Source organism: Paenibacillus sinensis (genome assembly GCF_019904155.1).
GTDB lineage: Bacteria > Bacillota > Bacilli > Paenibacillales > Paenibacillaceae > Paenibacillus_AQ > Paenibacillus_AQ sinensis.
On record NZ_JAHCMB010000153.1, the window covers coordinates 114,711 to 128,262 of the forward strand.

At 55.2% G+C, this 13,552-nt stretch carries 12 protein-coding genes; 1 reads left to right on the forward strand and 11 read right to left on the reverse strand.

All coding sequences use genetic code 11. From position 1 onward, the window contains the following. Positions 1-165: 165 nt before the first annotated feature. From KIH86_RS18170 to KIH86_RS18210, 9 genes are all read right to left on the reverse strand, one after another. Positions 166-1,977, reverse strand: coding sequence for a glycoside hydrolase family 35 protein (locus KIH86_RS18170; protein ID WP_223082091.1), 1,812 nt, complete (start codon positions 1,975-1,977; stop codon positions 166-168). Positions 1,978-2,022: 45 nt separating this feature from the next. Then, the gene (locus KIH86_RS18175; protein WP_223082088.1) at positions 2,023-2,850 is read right to left on the reverse strand and encodes an MBL fold metallo-hydrolase; all 828 of its coding nucleotides are present in this window, start codon (positions 2,848-2,850) and stop codon (positions 2,023-2,025) included. A gap of 39 nt (positions 2,851-2,889) precedes the next feature. Next, positions 2,890-4,146, reverse strand: coding sequence for an MFS transporter (locus KIH86_RS18180; RefSeq protein WP_223082086.1), 1,257 nt, complete (start codon positions 4,144-4,146; stop codon positions 2,890-2,892). Between the two features lie 87 nt (positions 4,147-4,233). Then, a complete protein-coding gene (locus KIH86_RS18185; RefSeq protein WP_235775475.1) occupies positions 4,234-5,115 on the reverse strand; it encodes an SMP-30/gluconolactonase/LRE family protein in 882 nt (293 codons plus the stop codon). A 28-nt stretch (positions 5,116-5,143) separates the two neighbouring features. Next, positions 5,144-6,244 carry an alanine racemase gene (locus KIH86_RS18190; RefSeq protein ID WP_223082081.1) on the reverse strand — a complete coding sequence of 367 codons (1,101 nt, stop codon included), beginning with the start codon at positions 6,242-6,244 and terminating at the stop codon, positions 5,144-5,146. A gap of 21 nt (positions 6,245-6,265) precedes the next feature. Continuing rightward, a complete protein-coding gene (locus KIH86_RS18195; protein WP_223082079.1) occupies positions 6,266-7,018 on the reverse strand; it encodes an SDR family NAD(P)-dependent oxidoreductase in 753 nt (250 codons plus the stop codon). A gap of 20 nt (positions 7,019-7,038) precedes the next feature. Continuing rightward, a complete protein-coding gene (locus KIH86_RS18200; RefSeq protein WP_223082075.1) occupies positions 7,039-7,413 on the reverse strand; it encodes a RidA family protein in 375 nt (124 codons plus the stop codon). Between the two features lie 62 nt (positions 7,414-7,475). Beyond that, the gene (locus KIH86_RS18205; protein ID WP_223082073.1) at positions 7,476-8,999 is read right to left on the reverse strand and encodes a M20 family metallopeptidase; all 1,524 of its coding nucleotides are present in this window, start codon (positions 8,997-8,999) and stop codon (positions 7,476-7,478) included. Continuing rightward, positions 8,951-10,831 carry a beta-N-acetylhexosaminidase gene (locus tag KIH86_RS18210; protein WP_223082070.1) on the reverse strand — a complete coding sequence of 627 codons (1,881 nt, stop codon included), beginning with the start codon at positions 10,829-10,831 and terminating at the stop codon, positions 8,951-8,953. Before KIH86_RS18210 ends, KIH86_RS18205 begins: the two co-directional genes overlap by 49 nt. Positions 10,832-11,019: 188 nt before the next feature. Here KIH86_RS18210 and KIH86_RS18215 point away from each other — a divergent pair, with 188 nt between their 5' ends. Beyond that, positions 11,020-11,784 carry an IclR family transcriptional regulator gene (locus KIH86_RS18215; RefSeq protein WP_223082068.1) on the forward strand — a complete coding sequence of 255 codons (765 nt, stop codon included), beginning with the start codon at positions 11,020-11,022 and terminating at the stop codon, positions 11,782-11,784. 5 nt (positions 11,785-11,789) lie between these two features. On the opposite strand, the gene KIH86_RS18220 is transcribed toward KIH86_RS18215, so the two are convergent. Together KIH86_RS18220 and KIH86_RS18225 are read right to left on the reverse strand one after the other, a co-directional pair. Next, positions 11,790-12,455 (reverse strand): cyclase family protein, encoded by a 666-nt coding sequence (locus KIH86_RS18220; protein WP_223082066.1) that lies wholly within the window; start codon positions 12,453-12,455, stop codon positions 11,790-11,792. A gap of 57 nt (positions 12,456-12,512) precedes the next feature. Further along, positions 12,513-13,379: a dihydrodipicolinate synthase family protein gene (locus KIH86_RS18225; protein ID WP_223082064.1), complete on the reverse strand. Its 867-nt coding sequence runs from the start codon at positions 13,377-13,379 to the stop codon at positions 12,513-12,515. Between the last annotated feature and the right edge of the window lie 173 nt (positions 13,380-13,552).

The following is a 13,552-nucleotide window of genomic DNA, read 5'->3' on the forward strand; positions in this document are numbered from 1 at the left end:
CTTAATTTTGTCGTAAAAAAGAGAAACTTATCCTAAACCCATCCCATTTCCGAATAATAAGCAGCTTTCTATGTCATATCACTTAACATCAAGCTCTCCCCGAACAATGTCTCCCTCCTAATCGGGAAGAGATTGATGTCCTATTTTCAGCACAGTTTGGCACTCTCAGTCCTCGTACTTTTGTTCATCCGATGGACCCAAATCCGGCGTATCCACAAAAGCTACTACCTCACGGGAGGTTCCGTGCAGCTCGAAGACTATAAGCTCATTGCTGCCTTGGCGCAAAAGAGGCGCAGGCACGTATAAATGGCGTTGAGGACCTATATTCCAGTACCGCCCCAGATTGAAGCCGTTTACGAAGACGACTCCCTTGCTCCAGCCGTCCAGCCGAAGGAAGGTATCCTTCGCCTCTTCAACCTCAAAATATCCCCGGTAGAAGGACGGGCTGTCCAATACTGATTCATCGCTAGATACATCGACAGATTCATCGACTGACACATCGCCAAATTGCAGTGTGGATAAATCCTCAAGCGGGAGGCAGTGAATCGTCCAGCCGAACAAAAACTGAAATCCATGCCGCACTCCCTCTGTAATCCCCTTCGGGTCTCTCAAATACGGTCCATAGTTGATCCGCCCCATATTTTCAACCAGAATGGTCAGCTCCGCGCCTTCCTCCGGCACTGCGAACGCTACCGACAGCTCCGGCTTCCCGCGCTCCAGCACACCCTGAAGCTTCCCGTCCAGAAAGACCAGCGCACGATCCCGAACCTCCTGGATGACAAGCTGCTGCTTCTCTCTGGGGCCGGAAATCCATGTGCTGTATGCGATAAACCCATAATCCTGGCCCAGCATCTCCATCGGCTCGGGATTCGTTCTGCGGACAGGGGCAGAGAGCCGGTCCGCCTGGGCGAACAGCGGCGCACGCTCGGTCATCGCAACCTCGCCATACGCTTTCGTGCCAATCGGTTCAGGCAGCTTCAGCTCGCCGATATCCTTGTATTTGGCGATGATGCCACGCACTGCAAAGAATTTATCCGTCGGCTCGCCACTTTCGTTCAAGAGCGAATCATAGTCATAGCTCGTAACCGTAGGCTCATACAGATCCTTCAGCTGGCAGTTCGCCCCGTTCCAGAACCCGAAATTCGTTCCGCCATGGAACATGTAGAAATTAACCGATGCCTGCTCCTCCAGCATCTCTTCGAACACCTTGGCTGCATCGGCAGCGTCCCGCGTATGATGAGACTCTCCCCAATGGTCGAACCACCCGTTCCAATACTCCATGCACATCAGAGGCTGATCAGGCTGATATTGACGCAGCTTCGCGAAGGCTTCTTTCGTACCGGACCCAAAATTCACAGTGGCCCAGGCCCCCGGCACCGAACCGCCTTGCAGCATATGGTCTGTTGGACCGTCCGAGGTGAACAGCAGGACATCCATTCCGCGCTTAATCATTCCCTGGCGGATATGCTCCAAATACCGGAGGTCATTGCCGTAGCTGCCATATTCGTTCTCGATCTGCAGCGCAATGACCGGTCCGCCATTGGTGTACAACAGCGGCTTTAACCGGGGCAGCAGCTCATCATAGTAAGCGTCCACCCGGCTCAGAAATTTCTCATCCAAGCAGCGCAGCCGGATTTCCGAATCCGCCAACAGCCATGAAGGCAGCCCGCCGAACTCCCACTCCGCGCAGATGTAAGGACTTGGGCGGACGATAACGAACAAGCCCAGCTCCCCCGCCATCCGGATGAAGCGCTCCACATCAGCCATGCCGTCAAAGCGAAACTGCCCGGGCTTCGGCTCATGGAAATTCCATGGCACGTAAGTCTCCACGGCATTGAAGCCGCAAGCCTTCAATTTGAGCAGCCGGTCACCCCAATACTCGGGCACCACCCTGAAATAATGCAGCGCTCCCGACAGGAGCTGAATCGGCTCTCCGTCCTGGATCAGTTGCGATCCTTTCCATTCAACAACCGCCATCCTTCAGTCACTCCTCACTTTGTTTCAAACCCCAAGCCCCAAACCTCAAACCTCAATAATCATGCCGTCGAACGCCGTGATGAAGCCTAATTTTTCCGCATAGGGAACGAGATCATCATGAATGGTGTAGCCGTTATGGGAAAAATGATTGATGACGAACATTGTGCTCTGATCCGCAGAGCCTTGCTTTAGCATCTGTGTTCGGATCTCGGCATTATTCGGAAGCCCCAGATGGCCGTGCTCCCACTCCCTTAAACAGAACGTGCAGTCCAGGCTCACCAAATGAAAAAAAGTCCGGGCAATATATTCAGCGGTCGGCTGCGGAAACACCCCTGTATCATGACCGTAGAGCAGCCTTTTGCCGTCTTTTTCGATGCAATAGATATAGCATTCTTCGTTGGGCATATGGTAGGCGGGCAGCGGAGTTACCGTATACGGACCAATCGCAAAAGGCACAAAAGGCTCCACATATACCGGATTGATATAATCCTCGATATCCTCAATCCCGCTGCCGTCCATGGCCTGCCGCAGCATGTCCACAATCACCTTGTTGCCATACACGCTAATGCTCTTCGCTGCTCCCAGATGGGCATAAGGCTCGGCCTTCAGAATCATATCCGCCGGATAGAAATGATCCTCATGGGAATGGGTGATCAGGATATGCCCGATAGCCGATAGATCCAGATTGTATTTCAGCGCATGATAGTAAGTATCCGGCGGCATGTCGACAAGCAAACAGTCATCAATAATGCTCTGGGACCTAGTGCGGATATTTTTCCCGCCTGCCCTTCTAGCCGCCTCGCAAGACTCGCATTTGCAAAAAAGAGCGGGCCATCCGTCCGCCGCCGCCGTGCCTAAATACTGAAGCTTCATATGAACACTCCTTCAACTTCTTCGACTTCGTATTCCTGATTATGCCTTCCTCGTAAAAGCCCGCCAGCGGCCGCTCGCGATTACGCAGACCACAGCCCCTCCCAATGCCAGCACACACCATGATAACCGGGTGAAGCCCCAGCCCAACTGCTCGGCAACAGCTCCGATTCCATAACTGGAAAGAGCGCTTCCCACATAAGTTGCCGAATTTAGCAGCCCGGAGACGGTCGATACTCTTCCGCTCTCCCGGAAGTAGACCGGCACGAAGCTCACCAGCATCGCATTCACCCCCAGCATCGCCGAAGTGACGATACCCAGCATAAGGAGCGCCAGCGGCAAGCTATTTTTCCCATACCCTATAAGAACCAGCAGAGCCAGCACGGTCAGAGCAAACAGGAACGCTGCCGTAACCAGCTCATTCCGGAATATCTTTCGATTGAACACACCCGCCAAATACACACCCGCCAGATTAATAACCGGCAGAACCATCGTTAATCGGATCGCAAGCGAAGAGCCGGTATGATATCCTTCCGCTAGATATGTGGGCATCCAGGTCATAATGCCGTCTTTCAAAATGCCGTGAAGCATGGCTCCCATGCCAATGAACAGCAGCCCGGAAGCCGCAAACAACGTATACAGGGGCGTATGATGAAGAGGAGAGGGTGTGCCGGTTGCGGCTAGAGCAGGGGAATGTTCCGTGAATCCGCCGCTGTCCGCCTTGTGCTCCAGCTTCGAGATGACGATATACCAGACTATGGCAACGGGAAGCATAAGGAAGGCCGCCATGTAAAACACTGTCCGCCAGCCCGAATAATCAATAAGCAAGGAGCACATCAAATAGGTGATTAGTGTACCGGCTGGGACAGTGGTCGTAAGGACCGCCAGCGCTCTGAAGCTCTCTTTCTTCGGCAGCCTGTCGACAATCAGCTTCGCCATCGGCGACCAGGTCAAGGACTGCGCCAGCCCGTTGAGGGACCATAGGATAACCATCATTTCATAGGTTGAGCTGATCCCCATCGCCAGATTCAATGCCGAAGAACAAGCGAGTCCAAGGAACACCAGAAGCTTGGGGGATACCCGGTCACCCAGAATGCCGCTCATGAACTGGCCGATGCCATAGGCGAAGAAAAAGGCTGCCGCCACGAGTCCAAGCTGTGACTTGCTGAAATGATCGGAGGTCATCATCTCTCCCATGCTTGCGTTGAAATTGAGCCGGCCGATGTACGTCGAGGTGTATGTGATCCAGCAGATGAAAAATACGGTCCTGATGCTCCCGGAATCTGCAAGTTTGTTCATTTCATAGGCCGCTCTCACCGGTATCTCCGTCCCGCTTCAGCCAGACTGCCGCCCGCCGCGTAAGGTTGTGTGCTCTTTCCACCGCCGTTACCTGTTCTTGAAGACATTTGCCGCGACCCCTCTGACTCCGGGTGTATATTTGAAGATGCCGCCCGCAAGCGGCTCATCTTGCAATTGCTCCTCGCTGAGGCCATCTCTCGCTGATGTGATATACAGTTCATCCAGGTTTTCCCCGCCGAAGCAGCAGGAGGTTACCTGGGACACCGGCAGACTTACAGTCTCCAGACACTTCCCGGTAACCGGATTCCAGCGGCTCACGCAGCTTCCTCCCCAATGAGCCACCCACAGCATGCCCTCGAGGTCGATGGTCATTCCATCGGGAGACCCTTGGCCGGGCGGAAGATGAAAGGCTGTCCGCCGGTTCTTGATGTTGCCGGTCAGAACGTCATAGTCGAACTGATCGACCCGGCCAGTAGGCGTGTCAATATAGTACAAAGTAGTCGCTTCGGCATCCCAAGCGAGACCATTGGAACAGCCCACTCCGACAAGCATTGTGCTGATCTTGCCGTCGCCATCCAGCCGGTACAGCGCCCCGTCCGGGCTGTCGCCTGCAAGCGGCATAGTCCCCGCCCAGAAGCGGCCGGCCGGATCGCATTTTCCGTCATTGAACCGGTTCTCCGGCTGATCTTCTTCCGGATCGGCGATTCGCTCCAGACTTTTGCTCGTTAAATCCAGGTAGGCGAATCCGCTCTGCAGCGCGCAGACCATGCGCCCGTCCGCCGCAGGAACAACAGCGCCGATCCGCTCGCCAACCGATATGACTTCCTTCACTTCCGTTCCCGGCGTATACAGATGGATGCACATTCCCTCGATATCCACCCATATGATTGTCTTGCTCTCCGGCAGCCACAGCGGCCCTTCGCCCAGCAGCGCCAGCTCGTCTACGAGTAATTCCGGCTGATTTGCCAAGTCCGTTCCTCCAAATCTGCTGTAGCGCTTATTTGACTTTGCCTCTTGCAGCAATCGTCCAGGTATCCTTAACCTGACCATCCTGTACGATGTTCAGTTCATCCAGCATATTAACGACGGCGCAGCAGTGGACAGGAATAATCTCCAGCTTGTCCCCAACTTTCAGCCCTTGCTCCGAAGGCGGCAGAGTCAACACGCCATGCTCTTCATTGAACCAGGCCACCTTAATATCCGGGTGTCCGACAACGAAGCCGCGCCCGGTTCCGATGACGGAGTCTTCCCCGTCCATGGTGAACACCTTGGTCCCGCCGTCAATGACGGCACGGTCGGGAGCGGGACGGCTGATAACCGTAGCCAGCACCGTCAATGCGCATTGCCCGAGATCAAGCGCTCCGGCTTTGACCTGCGTCAAATCCCCGAATACATAAGTGCCGGGGCGAATCTCCGTGACTCCTTCCATCAGCGAGGCGAAGCGGCTCACAGGCGTTGAGCCTCCGCTGACCGTCTCAACGGGGAAGCCGCAGCCCCGCAGAACATCCGCCGCACTCTCAGCGGCCTCCGCCTCCCGGACCGCAACTTCCTTCCGCTGATCGTCAGTCTCTGCATCATAGGAATGCCCGGCGAATTCCAGCACGCCGGTTACCCGGATTCCCTGCAGCGGAGCAAGCGACTCGGCCAGCCGCAGCAGATTCTCCCCAGGCTGCACGCCCACCCGGCCATAGCCGGGATCGATCTCGACCCACATTTTAATAACGATGCCCGCTTTGATCGCCGCTTCCGAGATTCCCGCAGCTACCTCATAGCTGTCGCAGGCGACCGCAAGCTCCACGCGCTTCGCCAGCCGGATCAGACGCTCCAGCTTCGCTTCGCCGACAATGGGATAGGCGATCACTATATTGCGAATGCCCGCGTCCGCCATAACCTCGGCTTCTCCGAGCTTGGCAACGGTAATGCCTACAGCCCCGGCCTCAACCTGCAGATGGGCAATTTGCGGTGTTTTATGGGTTTTGACATGCGGCCGTAGAGCAACCCCGGCATCGTCCGCAATTTGCTGGTAACGGTGAATGTTAGCCAGCAGCTTACTGTAATCGACGAGAATACAGGGAGTATCCAGTTCGTATTGATTCACGGCAATCCCCTCCTTTTGTCCTTAAAATGCCAGCTGTCCGCCGTCTACGACGATGCATTCGCCGTTGATAAAGGCCGCATCCGCCGAAGCGAGAAAAGCGAACACGCCGGAAATGTCCTTCGGTTCGCCAACACGGCCCAGCGGGATGTGGTTCTGAATATACCGGCTGACGAACTCGGGTTCATCGATCGCCTCCGACATCGGGGTCTGAATATAGCCCGGACAGACCGCATTTACGCGAATCCCCGAAGCGCCTAATTCCACCGCCATGGTCTTCGTCAGCATTATGACCCCGCCTTTGGAGGCATTGTAGTGCGCGTATTTCGCTTCCCCCGCGAGTCCATTGGTGGAGGACATATTGATAATCGCCCCCCTGCCCTGCTCCTTCATCTGCCGGGCGACCCGCTGCGCCACATAGAACATGCCGTTCAAATTCACATCCATCATTCTTCGCCAGTTGTCATCCTTGATGTCAAGGAATGACTCCTCCCAGGCCACACCGGCATTGTTCGCCAGAATATCGATACTTCTCCCGTCCCGGACAATGCGCTCAACCATTCTGTCCACCTGGTCGGAACGGGACACATCCAGCGCCTGGTACGACACCGAATAACCCAGCGCCTTGAAGCGTTCCTCTGCTTGAAGCAGCAGTGCTTCCTGGATATCCGCAAGAATGACATGCGCGCCTTCCTCCGCGAAGCGCTCCGCAATCGCAAGGCCAATTCCCTGTCCCGCACCCGTTACAAGTGCTGTTGAATTAACAAAACGCCGCATTTGGCACTCTCTCCCTTCCGTTATTCCGGCTTGTATGCAATGGCGTCGATCTCCACCTTAATCCCGTCCAATCCGGCCTCCACGCAGGTTCTCGCCGGAAACGGGCTCTCGAAGTAAGATTGATAGACCGCGTTAAAGCGGTCGAAGTCGGCAAGGCTGGCCAGGAAGACATTCACCTTCACGATATGGTCCATCGTACATCCGCCTGCCTCCACGATCGCCTTGATGTTGTCCATGGTCAGCCTGGTTTCCGCTTCAATATCTCCGCTTACGATGCTTCCATCCCCGGCAAGGGGTCCCTGTCCGGAAATGAACAGCATATTTCCAGCGGCAATCCCCTGGGAATAAGGTCCGCTTCCGACAGAGGCATTACTGGTGCAAATGGCTTGTCTCATCGTCATCTCTCCTATCTGCTGGTATATACACAACATTTACATGATTTACACGATTCACAGAATCACTCACCGGCTGATGATCCGCACCAGCGAAGCATCGCGCCTGCATAGATTTCGATCAGGACAGACAAGCTGTCCAGATCGACATATTCATCCGGCGCATGGGCGTTGCCGCCTGCCGGTCCCAGAATCAGCGCCGGAGAATCGCTGTATTCATTGAAGACGAATGCGTCGCAGGCGAACGGGGAGCCGGTCACTTCGGCCGCTCTTCCCGTTGCCGATTCAATCTCCCCGGCCAGCAGCGGAATCAACGGAAAATCCGCCGCCACCTGACTACCCGGCAGGAAGCGGATCATCCGCGTAAACTCCGGCAGTGCGGTATCTTCACCGGACCGCTTTCCGCAGAATTCCCGGTAGCCGGTCAGCAGCTCCTCGCGAAGCTGATCTTCATCCACTCCCGGGTAACATTCCACCCAGATGTCCACATGACACTCAACGGGTCCGACATCGCAGAGCGGCGACTTCAGATCCCCGGCCTCCAGCCGCGTAACGATGATCGGAAGCTGTTCCTTCCGGCCGGAATACCACGGAGCAGGGCCTTCCGCTTCGGCGCGCAGCACCTCATGCTGCTCCAGGAACAGAATGAATCTCGCCGCATCGACCGCCGGGTTGCGAATCTCCTCGCCGTTGAAGGACAGTCCCGTAGTCCCTCTGAAAGTCACACGCCACAAGGCTCCTCCTCGGGTCGCCGGGTAAAGTGCCAGATTGGTTGGCTCGGGAATGATAACCGCATCGGCGGTGATCCCGTGCGCCCGGCCTGCCACCGTTCCGTTGGCGCCGCCGAATTCTTCATCCACGACCGATTCGATCCTCACATCCCCCTTCAGCCGCAGCCCCAGATCCATCAGGCATTTCACCGCCAGAATTGAAGCGACCAGCCCGCCTTTCATATCATAGGCGCCCAGCCCATACAGCTTGCTGCCCGAGATGACCGGCTGGAACGGGGAACCCTGCCATCCAGGCGCAACCGCCGCCGTGTCGATATGGCCGGAGAACAGCAGGGATTTGCCCCCGCCTGTTCCTCTCCACACCGCGCTGACATTAGGCCGACCGCTATAATCCTTCCCCGGATAATAGGCCGGATGCTCGTGAAACCCGGCAACCTGCTCCGGCTCGTACAGCTCGGCTTCAAGACCAAGCTCTGCCATCATCACGCATAATGCTTCCTGGCACTCCTTCTCCGTACCGCTGATCACCTTATTGACCGTATCATGCCGGATCAGCTCGGACAGCATCTCGATCACCCGCTCACGATTCAGCTGCACCCATTCCCTGATCCTGATCTTTTCACCCTGAAGCTTGTCCTCCATCGGTTCGCCTCCTCCCTCTAGCCTTCCATTCGTCCAACTTCCGTTCGTCCGCCTTCTGTTCGTCCGCTTTCTGTTCGCCCAACTTCCGTTCGTCCGCCTTCTGTTCGCCCAGCTCCGTTCGTCCGCCTTCCGTTCACCAGTCTCGCGCTCCTCTGGCATACGTTCGTCTACTGTGAAATCCGGCTCGGTGTCGGCATATGCTTGTACAGATAACAATCAACCATACCCTCCTGGCCCTGATAGGGAATCCGCTGCTCCTCCAGTTCTTCCAGCCGGTCCACGCTGCCCGCAAGATAAGCGGAAATTCGCGCAGCCGCCGTATCCAGACTCGCCAGCAGCCCGCCATAACGCAGGTCGATAATATCCCAGCCGAACGGCTTGTTCACAACATGCCAGCGCTCCAGATGATAGGAACGGAGCTTCTCCACCCGCAATCGGATTTCCGGAAGCAGCTCGCGCGCTATATTCGAAAGAGCCTGCTTGTCTCCGCCGAGATAGGCATCCGTGATTGCAAGGCCCGCGTCCGCCTTCAGGGCAAGCACAGCACAGAGCCGCTCGAGCACCTCGAACACGAAGCCGTACGCGCCATTCCGCGTTGCGAAGAGAGCCATTTGCTCCTGGAGAGCTTCATAATGTCCGGCCACATCAAGCCCGCGTATATTATCATCGAACAGGCCCATCATGACATTCTGCCAGAGCATATAGCGGGACGGATTATACGTCTCCAGATTGCCCGGCTGAATTCCCGGCGGCTCGTCCACATTCTTGATCGCCATGAAGTCATCCATTCGGGCTCCCGTACAATAATGGAAGCGACGGCTCAGCTTGTCTTCGTCCAGCTCCGCCGCATAGCCATGCTCGGCGAACAGCTGGAGGCCCAGCAGCGCGGAGAACCAGTCGCATTCCGTGCCGTCATCGCCCCACAGCGTTGCAATCACTTCCGTTACCCCTTCGCGCTTACACACATTCAGCGCCGCATTGGTCGAAGCAAAGGTGGCTCCGTAGTTCAGCACATACCCCTTCCAGTTCCAGATGCCTCCGGCGAAGACCGGCGTCGATCCGAACCGTTTATGCTGGCGAATCCAGTCTGTGTAAAAGGCCTCGTCATAGTGGTAGTAGTCCCAATACACGAACTGGATATGATCCGGCATGCCTGCGATGACCTCATCCGAAATCACACAATCCTTGTCATAATAGTCTCCCTTGGGCGAGCCGGCGCGGAAGTACATGTCACTCCACATCATCGGCAAAAGTCCCAGGCGATCCACGATCTCCATGACTCTCTTGAGATGCGCATTCATAATATCGAATTTGGAATGCAGGCCATTTTGAACCAGATACTCGCCAAGGCCCAGCTTCCAGGCTTCATCCATGCCGATATGTATGCGCCGCGAGCGGACCGGGGCCGAAGCGGCAATGAGCATCTGCTCAATGAACTCATACGTGCGCTCATGGCCGACGAGCAGCGTCTCCAGATCATCCCGGATATCGGCATAGGCATTCCATTTCAGCACATCCGCCAAATGGCCGAGCGTCTGGATGCAGGGAATCATCTCAATGCCGAATTGATCGGCATAGTCATCCATTTCCTTGATCTCCGCCTGCGAATAACGTCCTCTCATATAGCCGAAGTAGGGATGATCTTTCAAATCGAAGCTGTCCTCGGCATACAGCATGATCATATCTAGGCCCATCAAGGCCATGCGGCGCAGGAAGGCTTTTACCGATTCCGCGCGAATCACGGCGCCGCCCTGGGACACGTCGAACATCGGACCGTTCATCTCGAATTGCGGCACTTCTTCAATCCTGAACTCGCTTCGGCTCTGGAGCGCTTCGATCAGCAATCCGGCCGCCCGGAAGAAGTGGATTTTTCGCTGATATTGAATAGACAGACCTCCCTCATTGGCCTGCACGATAATCCGCGGCTCCGGATGGCGAACTACCCTTACTTCCCTGCCGTCTGCTGAGAGCTCCATCCCTGCCTCGGATGCCAATTCCTTGAGCCCTTCGGTTAATCCGTCCACATCTCCGGTAAAGAATAACTTCAATGGAAGCCCTCCTTTTCAATATAAAAAACGATATTTCACCATGCAGAAACCCGTAAAATATACGAATCCTGCTAATATTCCTTGTAAAATGGAGCATATCAAGCGTTGCTACCATCTGGATAATATGTTTTAATTAAGTCTGCAGTTCGTATTTTCAGTATACGGAAAAGGTGTGATCCAATCTTTTTATGAAGAAACAGTATAGTGTACCTGCCCTGGCCAAAGGAATGGCTATTCTGGAAATGCTGGCCTCCTCCAAGGAAGCCCTGGGTGTTACCGATATCTACGAACGGAACGGAATGCCTAAATCCTCAATCTTCACAATTCTTGGCGAGTTCGAGAACCTCGGATATGTGATGAAGACGCATGAGGGTAAATATCAGCTTACGCTGAAGCTGTACAACGTCGGCATGGAGAGATTAGCCAAGCTCGATATCCGCCAGGCAGCCAGACCGGAGATGGAATGGGTCGCAGCGAATATGAAATTCACCGTGCATCTGGCCATTCTGGAGAATGACAAAGCACTCTATATTGATAAAGTGAACGGACCGGGATTTGTTCAGTTCTCCACACAGACCGGACAGAGCCAATATCTGCATAACTCGGCTGTCGGAAAGGCGCTGGCGGCTTATTTGACGGACGAGCAGCTGGACCAGACGATCCGGAAGCACGGAATGCCCAAGACTACGGAGCATACCCTTCAGACACCGGAAGCCTTCAAGTCCTTTCTGGCCAGTGTCCGGGAGAAGGGGTATGCCATCGAGGACGAGGAAGGCGAAGCGGGAATCCGCTGCATTGCCGTTCCGATCTTCGACAATACCGGCGCGACAGCCGGCTCCCTCGGAATTACCGCCCTCAGGAGCGAGCTGCCCAGCATTTCCTTCGATAAGTTCGGCCAGCAGCTGCGCGATCAGGCAATGGCGATATCCCGCAAGCTGGGATTCGGAGCCTGACGGATTCAGGGCTGATACAGAACGGCCCGGCAAGGAGCGGCACAGACACCCGGAATATGCAGCGGGAGTGCCACAAGGGTCCACGGCCCTTGCCCCGCTTCCCGCAGTGACACAAGTGGAGCCATCATCAGCCGGTCCTTGGCGTAATAGCGCTGGAGTAGTGTCATTTCGGCAGCCGGTTTGCGCGGGTCTTCGATAGAAGTGATGTCCAGTCCGAGCAGGCCCACGTCATGCTCGATAATCCAGTCCATCGCTTCCGGCAGCAAGTACGGACTTGCCTCGATATAGCCCGGCTTGTTCCAATACGCATCCCAGCCCGTTGCGATCAACAGAGCGTCGCCCGGTGCAGGAACACTCCCCGCCGCTCCTGCTGCCTCTTCAAGCTCATCCGCTGTAATCGGCTCCAAGGGCTGCTTGTCCGGAAGCTGCGCCACCCAGGCTCTGAGCATCAGCCGATCCAGGGAAATGTCGCCGATAGTCTCACGGCCTTCGAACAAATGATTGGCCGTCTCCAGATAAGTCCCCGCAAGAGAATGCAATTGAAAAGCATGCCCCTCGTAGCCATCGGCTTCAAGCGACGCAATCCGCTGCACCGCAATGTCGGGAAACGGCTTCCCGTAATTCCACATGCCGTTCTCCAGTTTCCCCGTGAGATCAAGCCATTTCTTCATTCGGCTCCTCCGTTCGTTCCTGCATGCCTTAGGGTATGGCCGGGATTGCCCGTCCTGCTATCCCTTCCGCCCATACTGATAGCCCAGCAGCGTCTCGCTCACGCGCTGCTCGTCTGAAGGAAGCAGCGGCAGCCGGGTTTCGGCGCTTTTGAACAAGCCCAGATGATGATACAGAGCTTTGGTGGTCGGGATTTCATCCCCGGGACCGAACATATGAATGAAGGGGAGAATGGTTCTGGAGAATACGGCGAAGCTCTCCTCCCGTCTTCCCGCTTGGTACAAATCCCAGCCTTCCTTGAATTCCTTGGGGAAAACAATCGGGGCAATGATCATGTTCCCGTCCACTCCCGCCTCGATTGCGCGGTAGCAAATAATATCGTCTCCGCCGAATACCGCCAGTCCGCTATCCTGCTTCAGCGCGCGAATCTTGCCCATGTTGTGATCGGTCATCTTGATCGCCTTGATCGCCGGGACGGCTGCCGCCAGTTCGATCAGCTGCTGGGCGGTGTAGAAGGTGTTGGTCGTTACCGGGTTGTCGTAGAAAATAATCTGCAAGCCGGTCTGTTCCGCCAGGCTTCCCACATACTCCTTCACCATCTCCAGCGAGTTCGGGAAATAATAGGGACTGGGCACAAGCGCCGAGCGGATTCCCGCATCCGCCGCCGCCTTGCCGATGCCGGCCGCTTCCTGCAAGTTGGTATGCCCGAGGCCGATCACGACATGCTTGTCCGGGACAGCTTTGGCGAAATACTGAGCAATTTCAATCCGTTCGGCGGCAGACAATGCCGGCGATTCGCCTGTGCTTCCTCCAATCACATATCCATCCAAATACTCGGATGTGTAGTTGATTAAATTCTCAAAGCCGGAATAATCAATCTTGCCCTCTACAAACGGTGTTGGTATAACCGGTATATTCCCTTTCATGACAGGCCTCCATTTTTTCTTTATACTGAAAATTTGTTTTACAGATTGAATTAGAAAATAATATAGCACCCCAAACTTCAAAGTGTCAACGAAAATGGGACAAATTTGTCCTAAACCTGTACCATTATTTTTCCCAGCATATTATAATGGTTTTCTAGAATTGATTTTGGATG